This window comes from Streptomyces sp. DSM 120436 (assembly GCF_055778765.1).
This window is the reverse complement of record NZ_JBSKBS010000002.1, coordinates 1,652,112-1,677,936: the sequence shown is the minus strand read 5'-3', so window position 1 is coordinate 1,677,936 and position 25,825 is coordinate 1,652,112. Positions and strand designations below refer to the sequence as shown.

General features: G+C 71.9%; 22 protein-coding genes. 20 read left to right on the top strand and 2 right to left on the bottom strand.

Annotated features, from left to right (window positions below; translation table 11 throughout):
• Window positions 1-48 precede the first annotated feature (48 nt).
• Window positions 49-597, bottom strand: coding sequence for a beta-class carbonic anhydrase (locus tag ACWH4W_RS29715; protein WP_473078891.1), 549 nt, complete (start codon window positions 595-597; stop codon window positions 49-51).
• A 413-nt stretch (window positions 598-1,010) separates the two neighbouring features.
• Here ACWH4W_RS29715 and rsmH point away from each other — a divergent pair, with 413 nt between their 5' ends.
• From rsmH to ACWH4W_RS29635, 16 genes are all read left to right on the top strand, one after another.
• Window positions 1,011-2,015 (top strand): 16S rRNA (cytosine(1402)-N(4))-methyltransferase RsmH, encoded by a 1,005-nt coding sequence (gene rsmH, locus ACWH4W_RS29710; protein WP_473078890.1) that lies wholly within the window; start codon window positions 1,011-1,013, stop codon window positions 2,013-2,015.
• An 85-nt stretch (window positions 2,016-2,100) separates the two neighbouring features.
• A complete protein-coding gene (gene ftsL, locus ACWH4W_RS29705; RefSeq protein WP_473078889.1) occupies window positions 2,101-2,595 on the top strand; it encodes a cell division protein FtsL in 495 nt (164 codons plus the stop codon).
• 5 nt (window positions 2,596-2,600) lie between these two features.
• A complete protein-coding gene (locus tag ACWH4W_RS29700) occupies window positions 2,601-4,559 on the top strand; it encodes a peptidoglycan D,D-transpeptidase FtsI family protein (RefSeq protein ID WP_473078888.1) in 1,959 nt (652 codons plus the stop codon).
• A gap of 219 nt (window positions 4,560-4,778) precedes the next feature.
• Window positions 4,779-6,299, top strand: coding sequence for a UDP-N-acetylmuramoyl-L-alanyl-D-glutamate--2,6-diaminopimelate ligase (locus ACWH4W_RS29695; RefSeq protein ID WP_473078887.1), 1,521 nt, complete (start codon window positions 4,779-4,781; stop codon window positions 6,297-6,299).
• A 4-nt stretch (window positions 6,300-6,303) separates the two neighbouring features.
• Window positions 6,304-7,734: a UDP-N-acetylmuramoyl-tripeptide--D-alanyl-D-alanine ligase gene (locus ACWH4W_RS29690; RefSeq protein ID WP_290007097.1), complete on the top strand. Its 1,431-nt coding sequence runs from the start codon at window positions 6,304-6,306 to the stop codon at window positions 7,732-7,734.
• On the top strand, window positions 7,731-8,804 hold the full coding sequence (gene mraY, locus ACWH4W_RS29685; RefSeq protein WP_473078886.1) for a phospho-N-acetylmuramoyl-pentapeptide-transferase: 1,074 nt from the start codon (window positions 7,731-7,733) through the stop codon (window positions 8,802-8,804). Before ACWH4W_RS29690 ends, mraY begins: the two co-directional genes overlap by 4 nt.
• A complete protein-coding gene (murD, locus tag ACWH4W_RS29680; RefSeq protein WP_473078885.1) occupies window positions 8,786-10,204 on the top strand; it encodes a UDP-N-acetylmuramoyl-L-alanine--D-glutamate ligase in 1,419 nt (472 codons plus the stop codon). The genes mraY and murD overlap by 19 nt, the downstream gene beginning before the upstream one ends.
• 86 nt (window positions 10,205-10,290) lie before the next feature.
• Complete coding sequence (gene ftsW, locus ACWH4W_RS29675) at window positions 10,291-11,643, top strand: putative lipid II flippase FtsW (RefSeq protein WP_473078884.1); 1,353 nt, start codon at window positions 10,291-10,293, stop codon at window positions 11,641-11,643.
• Window positions 11,644-11,649: 6 nt separating this feature from the next.
• Window positions 11,650-12,744, top strand: coding sequence for an undecaprenyldiphospho-muramoylpentapeptide beta-N-acetylglucosaminyltransferase (gene murG / locus ACWH4W_RS29670; protein ID WP_473078883.1), 1,095 nt, complete (start codon window positions 11,650-11,652; stop codon window positions 12,742-12,744).
• Window positions 12,745-12,769: 25 nt separating this feature from the next.
• Window positions 12,770-13,564 (top strand): cell division protein FtsQ/DivIB, encoded by a 795-nt coding sequence (locus ACWH4W_RS29665; protein WP_473078882.1) that lies wholly within the window; start codon window positions 12,770-12,772, stop codon window positions 13,562-13,564.
• 288 nt (window positions 13,565-13,852) lie between these two features.
• A complete protein-coding gene (gene ftsZ / locus ACWH4W_RS29660; RefSeq protein WP_473078881.1) occupies window positions 13,853-15,049 on the top strand; it encodes a cell division protein FtsZ in 1,197 nt (398 codons plus the stop codon).
• Window positions 15,046-15,774 (top strand): peptidoglycan editing factor PgeF, encoded by a 729-nt coding sequence (gene pgeF / locus ACWH4W_RS29655; RefSeq protein ID WP_473078880.1) that lies wholly within the window; start codon window positions 15,046-15,048, stop codon window positions 15,772-15,774. The genes ftsZ and pgeF overlap by 4 nt, the downstream gene beginning before the upstream one ends.
• Window positions 15,775-15,780: 6 nt before the next feature.
• Window positions 15,781-16,500 carry a YggS family pyridoxal phosphate-dependent enzyme gene (locus ACWH4W_RS29650; RefSeq protein WP_473078879.1) on the top strand — a complete coding sequence of 240 codons (720 nt, stop codon included), beginning with the start codon at window positions 15,781-15,783 and terminating at the stop codon, window positions 16,498-16,500.
• Between the two features lie 128 nt (window positions 16,501-16,628).
• Window positions 16,629-17,270, top strand: coding sequence for a cell division protein SepF (locus ACWH4W_RS29645; protein ID WP_473078878.1), 642 nt, complete (start codon window positions 16,629-16,631; stop codon window positions 17,268-17,270).
• A gap of 48 nt (window positions 17,271-17,318) precedes the next feature.
• The gene (locus ACWH4W_RS29640; RefSeq protein ID WP_106414640.1) at window positions 17,319-17,609 is read left to right on the top strand and encodes a YggT family protein; all 291 of its coding nucleotides are present in this window, start codon (window positions 17,319-17,321) and stop codon (window positions 17,607-17,609) included.
• A gap of 52 nt (window positions 17,610-17,661) precedes the next feature.
• A complete protein-coding gene (locus ACWH4W_RS29635; RefSeq protein WP_473078877.1) occupies window positions 17,662-18,825 on the top strand; it encodes a DivIVA domain-containing protein in 1,164 nt (387 codons plus the stop codon).
• A 215-nt stretch (window positions 18,826-19,040) separates the two neighbouring features.
• On the opposite strand, the gene ileS is transcribed toward ACWH4W_RS29635, so the two are convergent.
• Window positions 19,041-22,184 (bottom strand): isoleucine--tRNA ligase, encoded by a 3,144-nt coding sequence (gene ileS / locus ACWH4W_RS29630; RefSeq protein ID WP_473078876.1) that lies wholly within the window; start codon window positions 22,182-22,184, stop codon window positions 19,041-19,043.
• 583 nt (window positions 22,185-22,767) lie between these two features.
• Between ileS and ACWH4W_RS29625 the strand changes: the two genes are divergently transcribed.
• The 4 genes from ACWH4W_RS29625 (at window position 22,768) to ACWH4W_RS29610 (ending at window position 25,761) form a co-directional block, all read left to right on the top strand.
• Window positions 22,768-23,574, top strand: coding sequence for a TraR/DksA family transcriptional regulator (locus tag ACWH4W_RS29625; protein WP_473078875.1), 807 nt, complete (start codon window positions 22,768-22,770; stop codon window positions 23,572-23,574).
• Between the two features lie 65 nt (window positions 23,575-23,639).
• Window positions 23,640-24,299, top strand: a complete 660-nt coding sequence (gene lspA / locus ACWH4W_RS29620) for a signal peptidase II (RefSeq protein ID WP_473078874.1) — start codon at window positions 23,640-23,642, stop codon at window positions 24,297-24,299.
• A 53-nt stretch (window positions 24,300-24,352) separates the two neighbouring features.
• Complete coding sequence (locus ACWH4W_RS29615; protein ID WP_473078873.1) at window positions 24,353-25,297, top strand: RluA family pseudouridine synthase; 945 nt, start codon at window positions 24,353-24,355, stop codon at window positions 25,295-25,297.
• Window positions 25,294-25,761 carry a GNAT family N-acetyltransferase gene (locus tag ACWH4W_RS29610; RefSeq protein WP_473078872.1) on the top strand — a complete coding sequence of 156 codons (468 nt, stop codon included), beginning with the start codon at window positions 25,294-25,296 and terminating at the stop codon, window positions 25,759-25,761. Before ACWH4W_RS29615 ends, ACWH4W_RS29610 begins: the two co-directional genes overlap by 4 nt.
• Window positions 25,762-25,825 lie beyond the last annotated feature (64 nt).

Sequence of the window (25,825 nt, the reverse complement as noted above, 5' to 3'; positions counted from 1 at the left end):
CGTTCGACGACTCTCCGGGTGCGGCCGGTCCCGGGACGGACGGCCAGGTCAGGCGGGGTCGACCTCACGCAGCAGACCCGTCTTGACGTCGAAGACGAACCCGCGCACGTCGTCGGTGTGCAGCAGGAACGGCGAGGTCCGCACCCGCTGCATCGACTGGCGGACGTCCTGGTCCACGTCCCGGAAGGCCTCGACGGCCCACGCCGGACGCTGTCCCACCTCCATCTCGAGATCGTGCCGGAACTCCTCGGTGAGGGACTCCAGACCGCAGTTGGTGTGGTGGATGAGGACCACGCTGCGCGTGCCCAGCGCCCGCTGGCTGATGGTCAGCGAACGGATCACGTCGTCCGTGACGACGCCGCCCGCGTTGCGGATGGTGTGGCAGTCGCCGAGCGACAGGCCCAGCGCGTCGTGCAGGTCGAGGCGGGCGTCCATACAGGCCACGACCGCGACGTGGAGGACCGGGCGGGCGTCCATCCCGGGATCGGTGAAAGCGGCCGCGTAACGCTCGTTGGCTTCGACCAGACGGTCGGTCACGGTGCCGGGGCCGGCGGCGGTGCTCCCGGCACCGGCGGGCACGGATGCAGAAGTCGTCATACGACTGACCGTACTGGTCATGAGGGCGTCGGGCCCGTTGTGAGAGGGGACAAAGATTACCGGCGAACCTTGGTGTGAGGTAACCCACAGGAGTGGTGTGACCCCCTTCCTCCGAGTGATGTGTCCGATCCGCCCCTTGACCCGGGCGGGCCGCGACGCGCAGTCCGGTTGATTGACCGGACCGGGCCGTGGACTAAAGTGACGCGAAGCGGGAGGCGAGACCGCCCGCCGCTGTGACTTCCCCGGATCCCCCGGCCACGGCCAGGGGGTCCCCCGCGTGCGCGGCGCGTACGTACGGCTCGGCCTCCTCCCGCCGCCGCCCGGCCGACGCCTCCGGCGCCGGCCGCCCCCTCACCGGGGAGGGCGGGGAACCGGCGGTGCGTGAGCGTCACGCCGAATCTGAGAGGGCCGAAGTGAACGGGCGCGAAGCGCTTCCGCACGAGGGCGGTGGCGGGCGACGGGAGGGCCAGAGCCGACACGTCCCGGTGATGCTCCAGCGGTGTCTGGACCTGCTGGCGCCCGCCCTGGAGCGGCCCGGCGCGGTGGTCGTCGACTGCACGCTCGGCCTCGGCGGCCACAGCGAGGCGCTGCTCACCCGCTTCCCCGAGGTCCGGCTCGTCGCCCTGGACCGTGACAAGGAGGCGCTGCGCCTGTCCGGCGAACGGCTCGCCCCCTTCGGCGACCGCGCCACCCTGGTGCACGCGGTCTACGACGAGCTGCCGGACGTCCTCGGCCGGCTCGGCGTCCCCCGTGTCCAGGGCGTCCTGTTCGACCTCGGGGTGTCCTCGATGCAGCTCGACGAGGCCGGCCGCGGCTTCGCGTACGCCCAGGACGCCCCCCTCGACATGCGGATGGACCAGACGGCCGGCGTCAGCGCCGCCGAGGTCCTCAACACCTACCCGCCCGGCGAGCTGGTCCGCATCCTGCGCGCCTACGGCGAGGAGAAGCAGGCCAAGCGGATCGTGGCCGCCGTCGTGCGGGAGCGCGAGAAGGAGCCCTTCACCACCAGCGCCCGCCTGGTCGAGCTGATCCGCGACGCGCTGCCGCAGGCCGCCAAGCGCACCGGCGGCAACCCGGCCAAGCGCACCTTCCAGGCCCTGCGGATCGAGGTCAACGGCGAGCTGTCGGTGCTGGAGCGGGCGGTCCCGGCGGCCGTGAAGGCCCTCGACGTCGGCGGACGCATCGCCGTGCTGTCGTACCACTCCCTGGAGGACCGGCTGGTCAAGCAGGTGTTCGCGGCGGGCGCCGCCACCACCGCCCCGCCCGGGCTCCCGGTCGTCCCCGAGCGGTACCAGCCGCGGCTCAAGCTGCTCACGCGCGGTGCCGAACTTCCCACCGAGGAGGAGATCGCCGAGAACCGCCGTGCGGCCCCCGCGCGGCTGCGCGGCGCCGAGCGCGTCCGGGAGGACGTCGAGTGAGGCGGCGGCGGTGAGACACGGGCCGGGCCCCGGGCGGGTGACGGCCGGGCGGACGGACGGGACGAGCGAACTCAGGGGAGCGTGAGTGAGTAGGAAACCCGAACTGAAGGGGCGGCCCGAGCTGCGGGGGAGGGCGGCCCGGCTCGCGCGGCTCCTGCCCACCGGCCGCGCCCAGGCGGCCCGCACCCCCTTCGTGCTCCTCGTGGTCCTGCTCCTCGGCGGCGGTCTGATCGGCCTGCTGGTGCTGAACTCCGCGCTCAGCGAGGGCGCGTTCCGCCTCGACGACCTCCAGCGGGAGACCAAGGAGCTCACGGACGAGGAGCAGGCCCTGCAGCGCGACATCGACGCCTACTCCGCCCCCGACGCGCTCCAGCGCCGCGCCCGCGAGCTCGGCATGGTGCCCGGCGGCGACCCCGCCTTCCTCGGCCCCGACGGCAAGGTCAAGGGCGTGCCCGGCGCGGCCTCCGAGGCCCGCGCCCCCGTGGTCCCCGCGCCCGAGGCGCCGGCCACGGCGACGGCCCCGCCGCCCGCCTCGGAGCCCGCCCCCCGTTCCTCGCACGCCTCGACCCCCGGCAGGTGACGGAAGTGTCCGACAGGCAACCGCCCCGCCGCCGGGTGCCCGGACCCGCCCGGCCCGCCCGTCCGGCCGCCCGCGGCCGCACCGGCCCCGGCGCCCGTCCGGCCCGCCGCCCCGGCGGACCGCGCCCCGGGACCCCGAAGACCATCCGGCTGGGCAGCCCGCGCCCCCGGCTGCGCCTGGTCGGCGTGGCCCTCACCCTCGTCATGCTCGCCTTCGTCGTCCGTCTGGTGCAGGTCCAGGCCGTCGACGCGAGCACCTACGCCGGCAAGGCCGAGCGCAACCGCTACGTGGGCCAGGTGCTGGCCGCCGAGCGCGGCGAGATCACCGACCGCAACGGCGTCGCCCTCGCCACCAGCGAGGACGCCTACGACATCACCGCCGACCCCACGATGTTCGCCCCCGACGAGCTGGAGATCGACGACGGGCCGGAGCAGGCCGCGGCGCTGCTCGCCCCCATCCTCGGCGCGGACCAGGAGGACCTGGTCCGCAAGCTGCGGCCGGACAACCCGTCGCTGCGCTACGTGAAGCTGGCCGGCCGGCAGACCCCCCAGGTCTGGAAGCAGATCAAGGACCTCAAGGCCGCCCTGGCCACCAAGGCCGAGACCGACCCGTCGACCGTCAACGTGCTGGCCGGCGTCTTCTCCGTGCCCACCAGCAAGCGCGTGTACCCGAACAACGAGCTCGCCGCCGGGATACTGGGCTGGGTCAACGCCGAGGGCAAGGGCAGCGGCGGCGTCGAGCTCCAGCTCGACAAGCGGCTGGCCGGCGAGGACGGCAAGATCCGCTACGCCCAGTCCGGCGGCCGTCTGGTGCCCACCGCGGGCTCCACGGAGACCCCGGCCGTGCCCGGCGACGACATCGAGCTCACCATCGACCGCGACATCCAGTGGGCGGCGCAGAACGCCATCAGCGAGCAGGTGGAGGAGTCCGCGGCCGACCGCGGCTACGTCATCGTGCAGGACACCCGCACCGGCGAGGTCCTGGCGATGGCCAACGCCCCCGGCTTCGATCCCAACGACCTGTCCGCCGCCGACCCCAGGACGCTCGGCAACGCCGCCCTCCAGGACGCCTTCGAACCGGGCTCCACGGCCAAGGTGCTGTCCATGGCGGCCGTGCTGGAGGAGAACGTCGCCACCCCCGGCACCCATGTCGTGGTGCCCAACCGGCTGCACCGGGGCGACCGGCTGTTCAAGGACGACATCGACCACCCGACCTGGTACCTGACGCTCAACGGCGTCCTCGCCAAGTCCAGCAACATCGGCACCATCCTCGCCACCGGCCAGCTCGGCAGGACCCAGGCCCAGGCCAACAAGGTGCTGTACGACTACATGCGCGAGTTCGGCCTCGGCAGCCACACCGGACTGGGCTTCCCGGGCGAGACCAAGGGCATCCTGGCCCCGCCCGACCAGTGGTCCACCTCGCAGCAGTACACGATCCCCTTCGGCCAGGGCGTGTCCGTCAACGCGATGCAGGCCGCCTCCATCTACTCGACCATCGCCAACGGCGGCGTCCGCGTCGAACCCACCCTCGTCCGCGGCTCCAGGGGGCCCGACGGGCGCTTCACGCCCGCCCCGAAGCCGGAGCGGACACGGGTCGTCAGCGAGAAGACGGCGAAGACCCTCGCACAGATGCTGGAGTCGGTCGTCGACGACGAGGAGGGCACCGGCACCAAGGCGCGCATCCCGGGCTACCGGGTCGCGGGCAAGACCGGTACGGCGAACCGCGTGGATCCGGCCACCGGCAAGTACCACGGCTACACCTCGTCCTTCGCCGGGTTCGCGCCCGCCGACAAGCCCCGGATCACCGTCTACTGCGTCATCCAGAACGCCACCCAGGGCAGCTACTTCGGCGGCCAGATCTGCGGCCCCGTCTTCAAGCAGGTCATGGCGTTCGCCCTGAAGAGCCTCCAGGTGCCGCCCACCGGCGCCGCACCCGCCGCCCTGCCGGTCACCTTCGAGCCCTGACCCCGTACCGAGCACCGAGCCACCAGGAACCACCTCGTGACAACGATCACCCCCGGCCCCGGGGACCACCACACCCCCCGCCCCTCGCCCGACCGCCGCCCGCCCCCGCCCGGCGGCACCACGCACGGCCCCCTCTTTTCCCCGCCGGCCGGTACGCCCGGTACGCTCACCGCCGTGCCACACGCTGATCAGTCCCAAACCACCCAGAAGGGCCAACCCGTGACATATCCGGGGCCGCCCCGTCCGGACCAGGTCTCCGCCACACCGCTCGCGGAACTCGCCGGTCAGCTGGGTGTCCCCGCACCCGCGCAGGCCGCCGAGGTCACGGGCATCACCCATGACTCGCGCGCCGTCCGGCCCGGGGACCTGTACGCCGCGCTTCCCGGCGCCCGCGCCCACGGCGCCGACTTCGTCACCCAGGCCGCCGGCCTCGGCGCCGCCGCCGTGCTCACCGACCCGGCGGGCGCCGAACGCGTCGCCATGACCGGGCTGCCCGCGCTGGTGGTGGACGACCCGCGGGCGCGGATGGGCGAACTGGCCGCCACCATCTACGGCCACCCCGGGCGCGATCTGCTCCAGATCGGCATCACCGGCACCTCCGGCAAGACCACCACCGCCTACCTCGTCGAGGGGGGTCTGCGGACCGTCCGCAGCACGGGACTGATCGGCACGGTCGAGATGCGCATCGGCGACGAGCGCATCAAGTCCGAGCGCACCACGCCCGAGGCCACCGACCTCCAGGCGCTGTTCGCGGTCATGCGCGAGCGCGGCACCGAGGCCGTGGCCATGGAGGTCTCCAGCCACGCCCTGGTCCTCGGCCGGGTCGACGGCTGCGTCTTCGACATCGCCGTCTTCACCAACCTCAGCCCGGAGCACATGGAGTTCCACTCCGGGATGGAGGACTACTTCCAGGCCAAGGCGCAGCTGTTCACGCCCGCCCGCAGCCGGCTCGGCGTGGTCAACGTGGACGACGAGTACGGCCGCCGCCTGGTCAAGGAGGCCGGCGTCCCGGTCGTCACGTACTCCGCCGAGGGGCACCCGGACGCCGACTGGCGCGCCGAGGACGTCCACGTCGGCCCGCTGGACTCGACGTTCACCGTGGCCGGGCCGGGGGGCGAGCGGATCACCGCCCGCTCGCCGCTGCCCGGCCCGTTCAACGTGGCCAACACCCTGGCCGCGATCGTCGCGCTGGCCGCCGCCGGACTCGACCCGCAGTCCGCCGCCGACGGCGTCGCCGCCGTGCCGGGCGTGCCCGGCCGCCTGGAGCGCGTCGACGAGGGGCAGCCCTACCTGGCGGTCGTGGACTACGCGCACAAGACGGACGCCGTGGAGTCGGTGCTGCGCGCCCTGCGCAAGGTGACCGAGGGCCGGGTGCACGTCGTGCTCGGCTGCGGCGGCGACCGCGACGTCACCAAGCGGGAGCCGATGGGCGCGGCCGCCGCGCGGCTCGCCGACACCGCCGTACTGACCTCAGACAACCCCCGCTCCGAGGACCCGCTGGCGATCCTCGCCGCGATGCTCCAGGGCGCGGCCTCGGTGCCGGCCCACCAGCGCGGCGAGGTCCAGGTCTTCGAGGACCGGGCCGCCGCGATCGCCGCCGCCGTCGCCCGGGCCGAGCCCGGCGACACCGTGCTGGTCGCCGGCAAGGGCCACGAGCTGGGACAGGACATCGCCGGGGTGGTGCGTCCGTTCGACGACCGCCAGGTGCTTCGCGAAGCCATCAAGAAGACCCAGGGATGAACTTGTGATCGCCCTCTCCCTCGCCGAGATCGCAGAAGTCGTCGGCGGGCAGACGCACGACATACCGGACCCCTCCGTCCGGGTCACCGGCGAGGTGGTCCGGGACTCGCGGGAGGCGGGTCCGGGCAGCCTCTTCGTCGCCTTCGTCGGCGAGCGCGTGGACGGCCACGACTTCGCGGCCCAGGTCGTCGAGGCGGGCGCGGTCGCCGTGCTCGCCTCCCGGCCGGTCGGGGTGCCCGCGATCGTCGTGGAGGACGTCCAGGCCGCCCTCGGGGCCCTCGCCCGGCACGTCGTCGCCCGGCTCGGCGCCACCCCCGTCGCCCTCACCGGGTCGGCCGGCAAGACCAGCACCAAGGACCTCATCGCCCAGGTGCTGCGCAGCAAGGCCCCCACCGTCTTCACGCCCGGCTCCCTCAACAACGAGATCGGGCTGCCGCTGACCGCGCTCACCGCCACCGAGGAGACGAAGTTCCTCGTGCTGGAGATGGGGGCGCGCGGCATCGGCCACATCCGCTACCTCACCGGACTGACCCCGCCGAGGATCGGCCTCGTGCTGAACGTCGGCTCCGCGCACATCGGCGAGTTCGGCGGCCGGGAGCAGATCGCCCAGGCCAAGGGCGAGCTCGTGGAGTCGCTGCCGCCGGCCGAGGAGGGGGGCGTGGCGATCCTCAACGCGGACGACCCCTACGTCCGCGCCATGGCCACCCGTACGAAGGCGAAGGTGATCTTTTTCGGAGAGTCCGGCGAAGCGGACGTCTCCGCCGAGAACGTGCGACTCACGGACAGCGGACAGCCCTCCTTCAGGCTTCACACACCCTCCGGTGCAAGTGATGTGACCATGCGCCTGTACGGTGAGCATCACGTGTCGAACGCGCTCGCCGCGGCCGCCGTCGCCCACGAGTTGGGCATGTCCGCAGACGAGATCGCCCGCGCGCTCTCCGAGGCGGGCTCCCTCTCCCGCTGGCGCATGGAGGTCACCGAGCGACCGGACGGCGTGACGGTCGTCAACGACGCCTACAACGCGAACCCCGAGTCCATGAAGGCCGCGCTGCGTGCGCTGGCGGCCATGGGCGAAGCCTCACGGGCACGAGGGGGACGCACGTGGGCGGTGCTCGGCAAGATGGCCGAGCTCGGGGACGAGGCGCTCGCCGAGCACGACGCGGTCGGACGGCTCGCCGTCCGGCTCAACGTCAGCAAGCTCGTCGCGGTCGGGGGCAGGGAAGCCGCCTGGCTGCAACTGGGCGCATATAACGAGGGTTCGTGGGGTGAGGAGTCGGTGCACGTGTCCGACGCACAGGCGGCGGTCGACCTGTTGCGCAGCGAATTGCGCCCGGGGGATGTCGTACTCGTGAAGGCGTCCCGTTCGGTCGGGCTCGAGAGCGTGGCGCAGGCGCTGCTCGAGACCGGTGCCGAGGGTGAGGTCGCCGCCCGATGATGAATCAGATCCTGTTCGCAGGAGTCATTGGCCTCTTCCTGACGCTGGTCGGCACGCCGCTGCTGATCAAGCTGCTCGCCCGCAAGGGATACGGGCAGTACATCCGTGACGACGGCCCGCGCGAGCACGCCAGCAAGCGCGGCACGCCGACGATGGGCGGCATCGCCTTCATCCTGGCGACGGTCGCCGCCTACTTCCTTTCCAAGGTGATCAGCGGCGAACCCCCGACGTTCTCGGGTCTGCTGGTGCTCGGCCTCATGGTGGGCATGGGCCTGGTCGGCTTCCTCGACGACTACATCAAGATCGTCAAGCGGCGTTCGCTGGGTCTGCGGGCCAAGGCGAAGATGGCCGGCCAGCTCATCGTCGGCATCGCCTTCGCGGTGCTCTCGCTGCAGTTCGCCGACTCCCGCGGCAACACCCCGGCCTCCACGAAGCTGTCGTTCATCACGGACTTCGGCTGGACCATCGGCCCGGTGCTGTTCGTGCTCTGGGCGCTGTTCATGATCCTCGCGATGTCGAACGGCGTGAACCTGACCGACGGTCTGGACGGTCTGGCCACCGGCGCCTCCGTGCTCGTCTTCGGCGCCTACACCTTCATCGGCGTCTGGCAGTTCCAGGAGTCCTGCGCCAACGGCGAGACGCTGACCAACCCGGGCGCCTGCTACGAGGTGCGCGACCCGCTCGACCTCGCCGTGGTCTCCGCCGCGCTGATGGGCTCCTGCCTCGGCTTCCTGTGGTGGAACACCTCCCCGGCCAAGATCTTCATGGGTGACACCGGTTCGCTGGCGCTCGGCGGCGTGCTCGCGGGTCTCGCGATCTGCTCGCGCACCGAGCTGCTGCTCGCCATCCTCGGCGGCCTGTTCGTCCTCATCACGATGTCGGTGGTCATCCAGGTCGGTTCGTTCCGGCTCACCGGTAAGCGGGTCTTCCGGATGGCGCCGCTCCAGCACCACTTCGAACTCAAAGGCTGGTCCGAGGTCCTTGTGGTGGTCCGCTTCTGGATCATCCAGGGCATCTGCGTGATCGTCGGACTCGGCCTCTTCTACGCGGGATGGGCAGCGGACAAGTGACCGACTGGCAGGGCAAGCACGTCACCGTCGCGGGGCTCGGCGTCTCCGGCGTCCCTGCGGCCAAGGCGCTCCACGGACTCGGCGCGAAGGTCACCGTCGTCAACGACGGCGACGACGCCCGCGCCCGCGAGCAGGCCGCGGAACTGGAGGCGCTCGGCGTCACCGTCCGCCTCGGGGACGGCGACACCCTGCCCGACGGCACCGAACTGATCGTCACCGCGCCCGGCTGGAAGCCGGACAAGCCGCTGTTCGCGGCGGCGGACGCGGCAGGGGTGCCGGTGTGGGGCGACGTCGAACTCGCCTGGCGGCTCAGGAAGCCCGGGGCGGCGGACTGGCTCGCGGTCACCGGCACCAACGGCAAGACCACCACCGTGCAGATGCTCGCCTCCATCCTGGAGGCGGCGGGCCTGCGCACCGCCGCCGTCGGCAACATCGGCGTCTCCCTCCTCGACGCGGTCCTCGGCGACGAGGAGTACGACGTGCTGGCCGTGGAGCTGTCCAGCTACCAGCTCCACTGGGCCCCCTCCCTGCGCGCCCACTCCGCCGCCGTCCTCAACCTGGCGCCCGACCACCTCGACTGGCACGGCTCCATGGAGGCGTACGCCAGGGACAAGGGCCGCATCTACGAGGGCAATCGGATCGCCTGCGTCTACAACACCGCCGACAAGGCCACCGAGGACCTGGTCCGTGAGGCCGACGTGGAGGAGGGCTGCCGGGCGGTCGGCTTCACCCTCGGCACCCCGGGTCCCTCCCAACTCGGCGTCGTGGAGGGCCTGCTGGTCGACCGCGCCTTCGTGGAGAACCGGCACGAGAACGCCCAGGAGCTCGCCGAGGTCTCCGACGTGAAGCCGGCGGCCCCGCACAACATCGCCAACGCCCTCGCCGCGGCGGCCCTCGCGCGCGCCTACGGGGTGCCCGCGAGCGCCGTACGGGACGGTCTGCGCAACTTCACCCCGGACGCCCACCGCATCGCGCACGTGGCCGACGTGGACGGCGTGGCCTGGGTCGACGACTCCAAGGCCACCAACACCCATGCCGCGCAGGCCTCGTTGGCCGCGTACGACTCCGTGGTGTGGATCGCGGGCGGACTCGCCAAGGGCGCCACCTTCGACGAACTCGTCGCCGCGTCGGCGAAGCGGCTGCGCGGCGCCGTGCTGATCGGCCGGGACCGGGCCCTGATCCGCGAAGCCCTCGCGCGACACGCCCCCGAAGTCCCCGTGGTCGACCTCGAGCGGACCGACACTGGGGCGATGCTCCAGGCCGTCCAGGAGGCGCGGCGGCTGGCACGCCCCGGTGACACGGTGCTGCTGGCCCCGGCCTGCGCCTCGATGGACATGTTCGCCAACTACAACAAGCGCGGTGACGCGTTCGCACAGGCGGTGCGCGAGCTCGGCGCCTGACCCCGGCCGCCCCGGCGCCGGGCGACCCTGGGAGGGACGCGTGGGACCGTCCGAGACCTGTTGGCCGGCGTACCGCGGAGGTCGTGATGTCCAGTAGCCGTACCGGCCGGCCGCCCGTCCAGCGGGCCGCCCGGCGCCCCGTCGTGCCCCGCCCCCCGCGCGAGAATCCCCTGCGCACCCTGGTGACCCGGGCGCGCAGGGCCTGGGACCGGCCGCTGACCGCGTACTACGTCATCCTCGGCGGCAGCCTGCTGATCACCGTGCTGGGCCTGGTGATGGTCTACTCGGCCTCCCAGATCACGGCGCTGCAGATGTCGCTGCCCGGCTCGTACTTCTTCCGCAAGCAGCTGCTGGCCGCCGTGATCGGCGCCGTGCTGCTGGTGGTGGCCTCCCGGATGCCGGTGAAGCTGCACCGGGCGCTCGCCTACCCCATCCTCGCGGGGGCCGTCGTCCTGATGGCCCTGGTGCAGGTGCCGGGGATAGGAGTCGCGGTCAACGGCAACCGGAACTGGATCGCCCTCGGCGGCTCCTTCCAGCTCCAGCCCAGCGAGTTCGGCAAGCTGGCGCTGGTGCTGTGGGGCGCCGACCTGCTCGCCCGCAAACAGGACAAGCGGCTGCTGGCCCAGTGGAAGCACATGCTGGTGCCGCTGGTGCCGGCCGCGTTCATGCTGCTCGGGCTGATCATGCTCGGCGGCGACATGGGCACCGCCATCATCCTCACCGCGATCCTCTTCGGTCTGCTGTGGCTGGCGGGGGCGCCGACCCGGCTGTTCACCGGGGTGCTGGCGGTCGCCGTGGTGCTCGGCGCGATCCTCATCCGCACCAGCGAGAACCGCATGGCCCGGCTCGCCTGTCTCGGCGCCACCGAGCCGCGGACCGGCCCGGTCGACTGCTGGCAGGCCGTGCACGGCATCTACGCCCTGGCGTCCGGCGGGATCTTCGGCTCCGGACTCGGTGCGAGTCTGGAGAAGTGGGGCGAACTGCCCGAAGCGCACACGGACTTCATCTTCGCCGTCACCGGTGAGGAACTGGGCCTGGCGGGGACGCTGTCGGTGCTCGCCCTGTTCGCCGCTCTAGGCTATGCGGGTATCCGCGTGGCCGGACGCACGGAGGACCCCTTCGTCAGGTATGCCGCGGGAGGCGTGACCACCTGGATCACGGCGCAGGCCGTGATCAACATCGGTGCGGTGCTCGGCTTGCTGCCGATCGCCGGAGTCCCGCTCCCGCTGTTCTCCTACGGCGGGTCCGCCCTGCTGCCGACCATGTTCGCCATCGGGCTGCTGATCGCCTTCGCGCGTGAGGACCCCGCAGCGCGGACGGCGCTTGCGATGCGGCAACCCCGCTTTGGTAAAAAGCGGATCAGGGGTTCTCAGCGGCCCCGGAGATGGAACACGATGCGACGGCGCGCCCCGGGGGCGCGTCCGTCCGGAGAGCGGTGAATTTCGGTGCATGTCGTACTCGCCGGCGGAGGAACCGCGGGCCACATCGAGCCCGCGCTCGCCCTCGCGGACGCGCTGCGCAGGCAGGATCCGACCGTGGGCATCACGGCCCTGGGCACGGAGCGCGGCCTGGAGACCCGTCTCGTACCCGAGCGCGGGTACGAACTGGCGCTGATTCCCGCCGTTCCGCTGCCACGCAAGCCGACCCCCGAGCTGATCACCGTCCCGGGCCGGCTGCGCGGCACCATCAAGGCGACCGAGCAGATCCTGGAGCGCACCCGGGCCGACGTGGTGGTCGGCTTCGGCGGCTACGTCGCCCTGCCCGGCTATCTCGCGGCCAAGCGGCTCGGCGTGCCGATCGTCATCCACGAGGCCAACGCCCGCCCCGGCCTCGCCAACAAGATCGGTTCCCGCTACGCCGCCCAGGTCGCCGTCGCCACCCCGGACAGCAAGCTGCGCAACGCGCGCTACATCGGCATTCCGCTGCGGCACTCCATCGCCACCCTCGACCGGGCCGCCGTGCGCCCCGAGGCGCGCGCCGCGTTCGGCCTCGACCCCAACCTGCCGACCCTGCTGGTCTCGGGCGGCTCGCAGGGCGCCCGCCGGCTCAACGAGGTGGTCCAGCAGGTCGCCCCGTGGCTGCAGCAGGCCGGCATCCAGATCCTGCACGCGGTGGGACCGAAGAACGAACTGCCGCAGGTGCAGCAGATGCCGGGCATGCCCCCCTACATCCCGGTAAGTTACCTGGACCGGATGGACCTCGCGTACGCCGCGGCCGACATGATGCTCTGCCGCGCGGGCGCGATGACCGTCGCGGAACTCTCCGCCGTCGGGCTCCCGGCCGCCTACGTCCCGCTGCCCATCGGCAACGGCGAACAGCGGCTCAACGCCCAGCCGGTGGTGAAGGCCGGCGGCGGACTGCTGGTCGACGACGCGGACCTCACCCCCGAGTGGGTGCAGCAGAACGTCCTGCCCGTGCTCGCCGACCCGCACCGGCTGTACGAGATGTCCCGCTCCGCGAGCGAGTTCGGCCGCAGGGACGCCGACGAGCTGCTCGTCGGCATGGTGCACGAGGCGATCGCCGCCCGTGCCCACAGGTAGAGGCATGTGACGGAAGGCAGGGGACGTGGCCGGATCGACGACCGCCGAGCGCGGTGGACGCAAGCGGGAGTCGTCCGGCCCGCCGCCCGTACGAGCCGTACGGCGACGGCGTCTTCGTCTGATCATCGCATCGGCGATCGTCCTCCTGTTCCTCGGCAGCGGCGCCTTCTGGCTGCTGTACGGCTCCGATCTGGTCCGCGTCGAACGCGTCTCGGTCTCCGGGACCGTCGTCCTGACTCCGGACCAGGTGCGCGAGGCGGCCGACGTGCCGCTCGGGGAACAGCTCGTCTCCGTCGACACCGGGGCCATCGAGAAGCGGGCCACCGAGACGCTGCCCCGGATCGACACCATCGACGTGGTCCGCTCCTGGCCCGACGGGATCGAGCTCGAGGTCACCGAACGCACCGCCGTCCTCCTCGTCCACCAGGGCGGCAGGTTCGTCGAAGTGGACGACGACGGCGTCCGGTTCGCCACCGTCGCCAAGGCGCCCAAGGGGGTGCCCGCGCTGGAGATGGACCTCTCCCGATCCGGTTCCGCGGCGGCCAGCCTCCGGCGCTTCGGCGAGGACCGTCTGGTGCGGGAGGCGGTGCGCGTGGCCGGCGCCGTCCCCGAGTCCCTGGCGTCCGGGACCCGCAGCGTCAAGGTCCGTTCCTACGACGACATCTCGCTGGAACTGAAGGACGGCCGTACCGTCGACTGGGGTAGCAGTGAGCAAGGGGCGCGGAAGGGGCGCGCCCTCACCGCGCTGATGAAAGCGGAGCCCGGCGCACGGCACTTCGACGTCAGCGTTCCCAGCGCCCCCGCGTCATCAGGGAGTTGACGCACATCAGCGCAGGCCAGCACCCTGGTTGGGCAGCGACACGGCTGATCACATAGGGTGAAAAGAAAAACGGGAGGTTCGGCGTGTTCGTTGAACGTGCGCCACGTGTCGACTTAGTGTCCTGTTCGGAAGACTCCAGGGAACAGACACACTGGTAACCCTAAACTTCAACGTTAGGGTTCGGGTCGGCGATACGGACCGTCCCATTCGGCATCAGTCGTCGGATCGCGGGGCAGCAGGTGCTCCGGCGCTCCGGCGACACGTAACTCGAGGCGAGAGGCCTTCGACGTGGCAGCACCGCAGAACTACCTCGCAGTCATCAAAGTCATCGGTGTCGGCGGCGGTGGTGTCAATGCCATCAACCGGATGATCGAGGTCGGTCTCAAGGGCGTCGAGTTCATCGCCATCAACACCGACGCGCAGGCGCTGTTGATGAGCGACGCCGACGTCAAGCTCGACGTCGGCCGTGAACTCACCCGCGGACTCGGCGCCGGAGCGAACCCGGCCGTCGGCCGCAAGGCCGCCGAGGACCACCGTGAGGAGATCGAGGAGGTCCTCAAGGGGGCCGACATGGTCTTCGTGACGGCCGGTGAAGGCGGCGGCACCGGCACCGGCGGCGCGCCCGTCGTGGCCAACATCGCCCGCTCCCTCGGTGCTCTCACCATCGGCGTGGTCACGCGCCCGTTCACCTTCGAGGGACGGCGCCGCGCGAACCAGGCCGAGGACGGCATCGCGGAGCTCCGCGAAGAGGTCGACACCCTCATCGTGATCCCCAACGACCGGCTGCTGTCCATCTCGGACCGCCAGGTGTCGGTTCTCGACGCCTTCAAGTCGGCGGACCAGGTCCTGCTCTCCGGTGTGCAGGGCATCACCGACCTCATCACCACCCCCGGCCTCATCAACCTCGACTTCGCCGACGTCAAGTCGGTCATGTCCGAGGCCGGGTCGGCCCTCATGGGCATCGGCTCGGCCCGTGGCGACGACCGCGCGGTGGCCGCGGCCGAGATGGCCATCTCCTCCCCGCTGCTGGAGGCGTCCATCGACGGCGCCCGCGGGGTGCTGCTCTCCATCTCCGGCGGCTCCGACCTCGGCCTGTTCGAGATCAACGAGGCCGCCCAGCTGGTCAGCGAGGCCGCCCACCCGGAGGCCAACATCATCTTCGGCGCGGTGATCGACGACGCCCTCGGCGACGAGGTCCGGGTCACCGTCATCGCCGCCGGCTTCGACGGCGGCCAGCCGCCCGCCAAGCGGGACAACGTCCTCGGCTCCTCCTCGGTCAAGCGCGAGGAGCCCGCCCCGGCCGCCCGGCCGGAGAGCCGCCCCTCCTTCGGCTCGCTCGGCAGCGTCACGCCGAAGGAGGACCCGGAGCCGGCCCCGGCCCCCGAGCCCGTGGCCGACATCCCGGCCGTCCATCCGCCCGTCCCGCCGTCCCGGAGCTACGACAGCGCGGCCGAGGAACTGGACGTCCCGGACTTCCTGAAGTGATAGGACAGCGCGGACACGTGAGCGGCGCGCACTTCGGCTTCACCGACCGGTGGGGCGGGGTGAGCGCCGCTCCGTATGAGGAGCTCAACCTCGGAGGCGCGGTCGGGGACGACCCCGAAGCCGTGCGCACCAACCGGGACCTGGCGGCCAAGGCGCTCGGCGTCGACCCGGCCCGCGTGGTCTGGATGAACCAGGTGCACGGGGCCGACGCGGTCGTCGTCGACGAGCCGTGGGGCGACCGCCCCGTGCCCGAGGTGGACGCGATCGTCACCGCGCGGCGCGGACTCGCCCTCGCCGTGCTCACCGCCGACTGCGTGCCGGTGCTGCTGGCCGACCCCGTCGCGGGCGTCGCGGCCGCGGCGCACGCGGGCCGGCCCGGACTGGTCGCCGGCGTGGTCCCGGCCGCCGTGCGGGCCATGACCGGCCTGGGCGCGGACCCGGCCCGGATCGTCGCGCGCACCGGACCCGCGGTGTGCGGCCGGTGCTACGAGGTACCCGAGGAGATGCGCGCCGACGTGGCCGCGGCCGAGCCGGCGGCGTACGCCGAGACCGGCTGGGGCACCCCGGCGGTCGACGTCGTCGCGGGTGTGCACGCGCAACTCGAGCGGCTGGGCGTCTTCGCCCGCGAGCGCTCGCCCGTGTGCACTCGGGAGTCGGACGATCACTTCTCGTACCGTCGCGACCGCACCACCGGGCGGCTCGCGGCTTATGTGTGGCTGGACTGATGGGGCATGACGGACCGTAAGGACGAACTCGCCGCGAACCTGGCGAGAGTGGAGGAGCGGATCGCCGCCGCGTGCGACGCGGCCGGTCGCGGACGCGACGAGGTGACGCTGATCGTGGTCACCAAGACCTGGCCCGCGAGCGACGTGCGCGTCCTCTCCGGGCTCGGCGTGCGGCACGTCGCCGAGAACCGCGACCAGGACGCCGCCCCGAAGGCGGCGGCATGCGCGGATCTGCCCCTTGCGTGGCATTTCGTCGGTCAGCTTCAGACCAACAAAGTGCGTTCGGTGGTCGGTTATGCCGATGTCGTGCAGTCCGTCGACCGTGCCCGTCTCGTGTCGGCGCTCTCCAAGGAGGCCGTCCGGGCCGGACGCGAGGTCGGCTGCCTCATCCAGGTGGCGTTCGACGCCGGCGTCGACGGCCGGGGCGAACGCGGCGGCGTGGCGCCCTCGGGCGTGGCGGAGCTGGCCGACCTGGTGGCCGGGGCCGAAGGGCTGCGGCTGGACGGCCTGATGACCGTCGCGCCGCTCACCGGGGAGTACGCCGGCCGTCAACAGGCGGTCTTCGAGCGGTTGATGGATGTGTCGACCGACCTGCGGCGGACCCATCCGGCTGCGAACATGGTCTCGGCGGGGATGAGCGCGGACCTCGAACAGGCCGTGGCCGCCGGAGCGACACATGTGCGCGTCGGCAGTGCGGTACTCGGAGTCCGCCCCAGGCTCCGGTAACGTCGCCAAGAAGTCGGACCACAGCAGAAAATATGGTCATTTCCGCCCAATGGCGGAGCAAGGACCCAGTGGATCGCGGGCACTTGGCGGTCGTCAGCGGATCCACCACAGAGCGGAGGACTCGAAGCATGGCCGGCGCGATGCGCAAGATGGCGGTCTACCTCGGCCTCGTGGAGGACGATGGGTACGACGGCCGCGGATTCGACCCAGACGACGATTTCGAACCGGAACTCGACCCGGAGCCGGAGCGGGACCACCGGCGACACGAGCCGTCGCACCAGTCCCACGGTGCACATCAGCCCCAAAGGGACGAAGAGGTACGAGTCGTTCACCCACCCGCGCCCCGCGAACCGGTGTCCCGTTCCGCTTCGCTGCCCGCGGAATCGCCACGCCCGGCGCGGATCGCGCCCGTGGCATCCATCACACAAGAACGCGCCAGCCTGGAGAAGAACGCACCGGTGATCATGCCCAAGGTCGTGTCGGAACGAGAGCCTTACCGGATCACCACGCTCCACCCCCGGACCTACAACGAGGCCCGTACCATCGGGGAACACTTCCGTGAGGGCACTCCGGTGATCATGAATCTGACTGAGATGGATGACACAGACGCGAAGCGACTTGTCGACTTTGCGGCCGGTTTGGTGTTTGGTCTTCACGGCAGTATCGAGCGGGTGACGCAGAAGGTGTTCCTGTTGTCGCCTGCTAACGTCGATGTCACGGCGGAGGACAAGGCCCGCATCGCAGAGGGCGGGTTCTTCAACCAGAGCTGAGACGCAGGACCGGACAAGAGCGGCACAGGGGAGAGGGAAAAACAGACCATGAGCGTGTTCGCGCAGGTGATCTACATCGCGCTGATGGTGTTCCTCATCGTGCTGATCTTCCGTTTGGTCATGGATTACGTGTTCCAGTTCGCCCGCTCATGGCAACCCGGCAAGGCGATGGTGGTCGTCCTGGAGGCCACCTACACTGTCACCGATCCACCGCTGAAGCTTCTGCGGCGGTTCATCCCGCCGCTGCGTCTCGGGGGCGTGGCGCTCGACCTGTCCTTCTTCGTACTGATGATCATCGTCTACGTCCTCATCTCGATCGTGGGCAATCTCGCGAGGTGACAGTGGACGATACGGTCTTGCCGACTGCCGATGACTACGTTGAGGTGAAGAGATGCCGTTGACCCCCGAGGACGTGCGGAACAAGCAGTTCACGACCGTCCGCCTCCGAGAAGGCTATGACGAGGACGAGGTCGATGCCTTCCTCGACGAGGTCGAAGCCGAACTGACGCGCCTGCTCCGCGAGAACGAGGACCTGCGCGCCAAGCTGGCCGCGGCCACCCGCGCCGCCGCCCAGAACCAGCAGAACATGCGCAAGCCTCCGGAGGGGCCGGACCAGCAGCAACAGCAGGGTCCGCCTCCCGGCATGCCGCAGCAGGGCATGCGAGGTCCCGGCGGTCCGGTGCCCGCCGGCATATCGGGCCCGCCGCAGCAGCAGATGGGCGGCCCCATGGGTGGCCCGCCCCAGCTGCCGAGCGGTGCTCCTCAGCTGCCCGCCGGCCCCGGCGGACAGGGCGGCCCGCAGGGTCCCGGCCCCATGGGCCAGGGTCCCGGGCCGATGGGCCAGGGCGGCCCGATGGGCCAGGGTGGCCCGATGCAGGGGCAGATGGGCCCCGGCGGCCCGATGGGCGGTCCCATGGGCGGCCCCGGTCTCCCCGGTCAGGGGGGCCCCGGTGGCGACAGCGCCGCGCGCGTCCTGTCGCTGGCCCAGCAGACCGCCGACCAGGCGATCGCGGAGGCCCGTTCCGAGGCCAACAAGATCGTGGGCGAGGCGCGTTCGCGTGCCGAGGGTCTCGAGCGTGACGCCCGTGCCAAGGCCGACGCCCTGGAGCGGGACGCGCAGGAGAAGCACCGTGTCGCGATGGGCTCCCTGGAGTCCGCCCGCGCCACGCTGGAGCGCAAGGTCGAGGACCTGCGCGGCTTCGAGCGCGAGTACCGCACGCGGCTGAAGTCCTACCTGGAGTCGCAGCTGCGTCAGCTGGAGACCCAGGCGGACGACTCGCTCGCCCCGCCGCGCCAGCCCGCGAGCGCGGCTCCGTCCCTCCCGCCGTCCCCGGCGCCCTCGATGGCCCCGGCCGGCGCGGGTGCCCCGTCCTACGGCAACCAGGGGATGGGCGGCGGCCCCGGCGGCCAGTCCGGCCCGTCGTACGGCGGTCAGCAGCAGATGCAGCCGGCGATGACCCAGCCCATGGCTCCGGTCCGTCCGCAGGGCCCGTCGCCGATGGGGCAGGCGCCCTCGCCGATGCGTGGCTTCCTGATCGACGAGGACGACAACTGACGGCCCCGCGGTCATAGGTACGGCGTAGAAGTCGGCAGCGTTCAGGGCGGGGCCCCGGGTTCACCAACCCGGGGCCCCGCCCTCGTGCTACGCGTGTTCACGTTGTTCGCGCCGTTTGTTCGGATGCGGCGGACATGTCCGACGTACGCAACGCCGAAGGCCCGGACCCCGGGGATTTCTCCGCCCGGGGCCGGGCCTTCGGCGTGTGACGGTGGTTACGCCTTGCGCAGGCGGAACGTCAGCGACAGGCCCTCGTCGGTGAACGGGGCGCCGTAGGTGTCGTCCGCCTCGCCCCGGGCGAAGTCCGTGGCGAGCACCTCGTCGGCGATCAGTTCCGCGTGCCCGGTCAGCGCGTCCACCGTGGCGGCGTCGTCCGACGTCCAGCGCAGGGCGATCCGGTCGGCCACGTCCAGGCCGCTGTTCTTGCGGGCCTCCTGGATCAGCCGGATCGCGTCACGGGCCAGACCGGCGCGGCGCAGGTCCTCGGTGATCTCCAGGTCCAGGGCGACCGTGGCGCCCGCGTCGGACGCCACCGACCAGCCCTCGCGCGGGGTTTCCGTGATGATCACCTCGTCCGGGGAGAGGGTGATCGTCTCACCGTCGACCTCCACCGAGGCCGCGCCCTCGCGCAGGGCCAGGGACAGCGCGGCGGCGTCCGCGCCGGCGACCGCCCTGGCCACGTCCTGGACCCGCTTGCCGAACCGCTTGCCCAGCGCGCGGAAGTTGGCCTTGGCGGTGGTGTCCACCAGTGAGCCGCCCACCTCGGACAGCAGCGCCAGCGACTCGACGTTCAGCTCCTCGGTGATCTGCGTGTGCAGCTCCGGGTCGAGGCCGTCGAAGCCGGCTGCCGCGATCAGGGCGCGCCGCAGCGGCTGACGGGTCTTGACGCCCGACTCGGCGCGCGTGGCGCGGCCCAGCTCCACCAGGCGGCGCACCAGCGTCATCTGGCGGGACAGCTCCGGGTCCACGGCGGACAGGTCCGCCTCCGGCCACGAGGACAGGTGCACCGACTCCGGCGCGCCCGGCGTGACGGGGACGATCAGGTCCTGCCAGACCCGCTCGGTGATGAACGGGGTGAGCGGGGCCATGAGCTTCGTCACCGTCTCCACGACCTCGTGCAGGGTGCGCAGCGCGGCCTTGTCGCCCTGCCAGAAGCGGCGGCGGGAGCGGCGGACGTACCAGTTGGACAGGTCGTCGACGAACGCCGACAGCAGCTTGCCGGCCCGCTGGGTGTCGTAGTTCTCCAGCGCCTGGGTCACCTGGTCGGTGAGGGCGTGCAGTTCGGACAGCAGCCAGCGGTCCAGCACCGGACGCTCGGCGGGGGCCGGGTCGGCCTCGCTCGGCGCCCAGTCCGACGTGCGGGCGTACAGGGCCTGGAAGGCGACCGTGTTCCAGTACGTGAGGAGCGTCTTGCGGACGACCTCCTGGATGGTGCCGTGGCCCACGCGGCGGGCCGCCCAGGGGGAGCCGCCGGCCGCCATGAACCAGCGGACCGCGTCCGCGCCGTGCTGGTCCATCAGCGGGATCGGCTGCAGGATGTTGCCCAGGTGCTTGGACATCTTGCGGCCGTCCTCGGCGAGGATGTGGCCGAGGCAGACGACGTTCTCGTAGGAGGACTTGTCGAAGACCAGCGTGCCGACCGCCATCAGCGTGTAGAACCAGCCGCGGGTCTGGTCGATGGCCTCGGAGATGAACTGCGCCGGGTAGCGGGACTCGAACAGTTCCTTGTTCTTGTACGGGTAGCCCCACTGCGCGAACGGCATGGAGCCCGAGTCGTACCAGGCGTCGATGACCTCGGGGACGCGGGTGGCCGTGGTGCCGCAGCCGTCCTGCGGGCAGGCGAAGGTGACCTCGTCGATGTACGGGCGGTGCGGGTCGAGCCCCGACTGGTCGGCGCCGGTCAGCTCGGTCAGCTCGGTCAGCGAGCCGACGCAGGTGAGGTGGTCGTTCTCGCAGCGCCAGATGGGCAGCGGGGTGCCCCAGTAGCGGTTGCGGGACAGCGCCCAGTCGATGTTGTTGTCCAGCCAGTCGCCGTACCGGCCGTGCTTGACCGTGTCCGGGAACCAGTTGGTGTTCTCGTTCTCCTGGAGCAGGCGGTCCTTGACGGCGGTGGTGCGGATGTACCACGACGGCTGCGCGTAGTAGAGCAGCGCGGTGTGGCAGCGCCAGCAGTGCGGGTAACTGTGCTCGTACGGCAGGTGCCGGAACAGCAGGCCGCGCTGCTGGAGGTCCTCGGTGAGCCGCTCGTCGGCCTTCTTGAAGAACACCCCGCCGACCAGCGGCAGGTCCTCCTCGAAGGTGCCGTCGGGGCGGACCGGGTTGACCACGGGCAGGCCGTAGGAGCGGCAGACCTTGAGGTCGTCCTCACCGAAGGCGGGGGACTGGTGGACCAGACCCGTACCGTCCTCGGTGGTGACGTACTCGGCGTTGACCACGTAGTGGGCCTCGGCGGGGAACTCCACCAGCTCGAAGGGGCGCCGGTACGTCCAGCGCTCCATCTCGGCGCCCGTGAAGGTCTCGCCGGTGGTCTCCCAGCCCTCGCCGAGCGCCTTCCCGACCAGCGGCTCGGCGACGACCAGCTTCTCCTCGCCGTTCGTCGCGACGACGTAGCCGACCTCGGGGTGCGCGGCGACCGCGGTGTTGGACACCAGGGTCCACGGGGTGGTCGTCCACACCAGCAGGGCCGCCTCGCCGGCCAGCGGGCCGGAGGTGAGCGGGAAGCGGACGTAGACCGACGGGTCGACGACCGTCTCGTAGCCCTGCGCCAGCTCGTGGTCGGACAGGCCGGTGCCGCAGCGGGGGCACCAGGGGGCGACACGGTGGTCCTGGACCAGCAGGCCCTTCTTGAAGATCTCCTTCAGCGACCACCAGACGGACTCGACGTACTCCGGGTCCATGGTGCGGTACGCCTCGTCGAGGTCGACCCAGTAGCCCATGCGGGTCGTCAGCTCGGCGAAGGCGTCCGTGTGCCGGGTCACCGACTCGCGGCACCTGGCGTTGAACTCGGCGATGCCGTACGCCTCGATGTCCTGCTTGCCGGAGAAGCCGAGCTCCTTCTCGACGGCGAGCTCCACCGGGAGGCCGTGGCAGTCCCAGCCGGCCTTGCGGGCCACGTGGTAGCCGCGCATGGTGCGGAAGCGGGGGAAGACGTCCTTGAAGACGCGGGCCTCGATGTGGTGGGCGCCGGGCATGCCGTTGGCGGTGGGCGGGCCCTCGTAGAACACCCATTCGGGGCGGCCCTCGGACTGCTCCAGGCTCTTGGCGAAGATCTTCTGCTCGCGCCAGAAGTCGAGCACCGCGTGCTCGAGGGCGGGCAGGTCGACCTGGGCGGGTACCGGGCGGTACGTCGGCGTTGTCATCAGCGGGCTTCCTCCGGCGGACTTGCTGCCTTCCGACCGGAGGGACGAGAGCTGTGTCCTTGCGCCGCCGTCGGCGCGCTCCCGCGGTACCACCCTCCTTGGCCCCCGGTGCGCCGTACGCTCCGGTGAGCCCTCTCATTCGGGTCGCGATGCCGGTTCTACTCACCGCCGCGGTGTGCTGCGGCTTTCTTCCGGCGGCTCCGGGGTGATCTTCACGTCGCGCTCGCCCCCGGGCTCACACCGTCCCCGGGTCGCTCTGGGCTGCGTACGCCGCTACTCGTCCCCATCCACGCTTTTCGCTCCGCCCAGTGTACGGCGCGGCGCGGTGGGCGGCCGACCGCTCTTCCCGGGGCGGTACGCGCGGGGATGCCCCGAATGGCGCGGTACGCCTGTGCGGAGCGGCGGGGCGTGCGTGCGGGTGGCATACCCGGCGGGTAGCTGGGCACAACGCATGCAGGTTGCCGCGCGGCGTGAGCGGGGCGAGGGAATCGGGCGGTGTGCCCCGTTGCCGCGGGCCCCGAGTCGATTTATCGTCCCAGCACGATTCGCGTGCAAGATCACAAAATGTGAAGGGGCCGCGGCCATGGTGGCGAAGAAGGGTGCGGCGGCCGAGGCCGCCGGGACGGAGGCCGGTGCGGCCGGGGCCGCGTCCAGGACGACGGCGTCCGGGAGGGCCACCGCGAAGGCCGTCGGCGAGAGGGCCACCGCGAGGAAGCCCGCCGGCGGGGAGCCGGCGCGGGGCGCCGCCGGCAGGGCGGCGACCGGAGGCCGGGGGACGGGCGGCCGGCAGGACGCTCGTGCGGGGAACGGTGCTGCCAGGACCAGTGGGTCCGCTCAGGATGGGGCCGGGCACAGCGCGGCCGACGACGCGGGCGCGGCCGATGCCGCGGCGCAGACGGGAGTGACGACGGTGGGTGCGAAGAAGACTCCTGGCTCGGCGGCCACAGCGGCGGCGACCGCTGTGCCCAAGGCCCGGCACGGTGTGGTGGAGCCGGGCGAGCTCGCGGTGCGTCCCGGTGAGGAGCCGTGGACCGGGGAAGAGGTCGAGGAGGCGCGGACCGAGCTGATGTCGGAGGTGCTGCGGCTGCGCGAGGAGATCAGCTCCTCCGAGCGGTCGCTGGCCGGCCTGATGCGCGACTCCGGCGACGGCGCGGGCCACGACGACGCCGACACCGGTACCAAGAACATCACGCGCGAGCACGAACTGGCCCTCGCCGCGAACGCGCGCGAGATGCTCGACCAGTTCGAGCGGGCGCTCCAGCGGCTCGACGCCGGCACCTACGGCCTGTGCGAGAACTGCGGCGAACCCATCGGCAAGGCCCGGGTGCAGGCCTTCCCGAGAGCCACCCTGTGCGTCGAGTGCAAGCAGAAGCAGGAGCGCCGGTACTGAAGGGCGGCCGTGCAGGCCGTGCCGTACCCTCGTCCTCAGTCAAGGACCTAGGCTGAGGGACTCACGTGGCAGAGGCGGAGCGCATCATCGGTACGCCGGACACTCCGGACGCGGACCGGGACGAGCAGGACCGGGACGGGGAGGACCGGGACCCGCGGGGCCAGGACCCGCGGGACCGGGACGGCCGGGAGCCGGCCGGCGCCGCCGACGGTACGGAGGCGGAGGCGGAGCGGCCGCGCGGCAAGCGGCGGATCGCCGTGCTGTTCGCCGTGGCCGCCGTCGCCTACGCCCTCGATCTGGTCAGCAAGATGATCGTGGTCGCGAAGCTGGAGCACCACGAGCCGATCGAGGTCGTCGGCGACTGGCTGCGCTTCGAGGCGATCCGCAACGCGGGCGCGGCCTTCGGCTTCGGCGAGGCGTTCACGGTGATCTTCACGGTCATCGCGGCGGCGGTGATCGTGGTGATCTTCCGCCTGGCCCGCAAGCTCTACAGCCTGCCCTGGGCGATCGCGCTCGGCCTGCTCCTCGGCGGCGCCCTCGGCAACCTCACCGACCGGATCTTCCGCTCGCCGGGCGTCTTCCAGGGCGCGGTCGTCGACTTCATCGCGCCCAAGGGCTTTGCCGTGTTCAACCTGGCGGACTCGGCCATCGTGTGCGGCGGCATCCTGATCGTGCTGCTGTCCTTCCGGGGGCTCGACCCGGACGGCACGGTCCACAAGGACTGAGGGCCCCGTCACTCCCGTGCGGGAGTGACGGACCCGTCCGGCATACTCGACGGGTGAGCACGATTCCCGAGATCCGTACCCTGCCCGTGCCCGACGGCCTGGAGGGCGAGCGCGTCGACGCCGCCATCTCCCGCATGTTCGGCTTCTCCCGGACCAAGGCGGCCGAGCTCGCCGCCGCGGGGAAGGTCACGGTCGACGGGTCGGTGGTCGGCAAGTCCGAGCGGGTCAGCGGCGGCGCCTGGCTCGAGGTGGAGATGCCGCAGGCGCCCGCCCCGGTGCGGGTGGTCGCCGAGCCGGTCGAGGGCATGGAGATCGTGCACGACGACGACGACGTGGTCGTGATCGTCAAGCCCGTCGGCGTCGCCGCCCATCCCTCCCCGGGCTGGACCGGCCCGACCGTGATCGGCGGGCTCGCCGCCGCCGGCTTCCGCGTCTCGACCTCCGGCGCCGCCGAGCGCCAGGGCATCGTGCACCGCCTCGACGTCGGCACCTCCGGCCTGATGGTGGTCGCCAAGTCCGAGTACGCGTACACGTCGCTGAAGCGCCAGTTCAAGGAGCGCACGGTCGACAAGCGCTACCACACGCTGGTGCAGGGCCACCCCGACCCGACCAGCGGCACCATCGACGCCCCCATCGGCCGCCACCCGCAGCACGACTACAAGTGGGCGGTCACCGCCGACGGCAAGCCGTCCGTCACCCACTACGACCTGATCGAGGCGTTCCGCGCCGCGTCCCTGCTGGACGTGAAGCTGGAGACCGGCCGCACCCACCAGATCCGCGTGCACATGGCCGCCCACCGCCACCCCTGCGTCGGCGACCTGACCTACGGCGCCGACCCCACCCTCGCGAAGCGGCTGAAGCTGACCCGGCAGTGGCTGCACGCCGTACGCCTCGGCTTCGAGCACCCCGGCGACGGCCGGTGGGCCGAGTTCTCCTGCGACTACCCGGACGACCTGCGGCAGGCCCTCGACCGGGTCCGCGAGGAGACGTACGCGTGAGCCCGGCGGTCACGGTCCGGGTCGCGGAGGAACCCGCCGACCGCGAGGCCTGCTTCGCGGTCCGCAAGGAGGTCTTCGTCGCCGAGCAGGGCGTGCCCGAGGACATCGAGTACGACGCCCACGACGCGGACGCCGTGCACCTGCTCGCGGTCGCGGACGACGGCACCCCGCTCGGCACCGCCCGGCTGCTGCACGGCGCCGCCGCGGCGGCGAGGAACGGCGGGGACCCGTCGGCCGGCTCGCTCGGCCGGCTCGCGGTCCTGCGGCGGGCGCGCGGTCTCGGGGTCGGCGCGGCGCTCGTGCGGGCCGTCGAGGAGGCGGCCCGGGAGCGCGGCCTCACCGGCGTCGACCTGCACGCGCAGACCCACGCCCTCGGCTTCTACGAGCGGCTCGGCTACGCGGCCTACGGGCCGGAGTTCCCGGACGCGGGCCTACCGCACCGGGCCATGCGGCGCGCCCTGTAACCCGGCCCGGCGGGCGCGCCGGCGGGGTGCGGCGCATGGCAGGCTGGAGAGTGCCTGACCGACC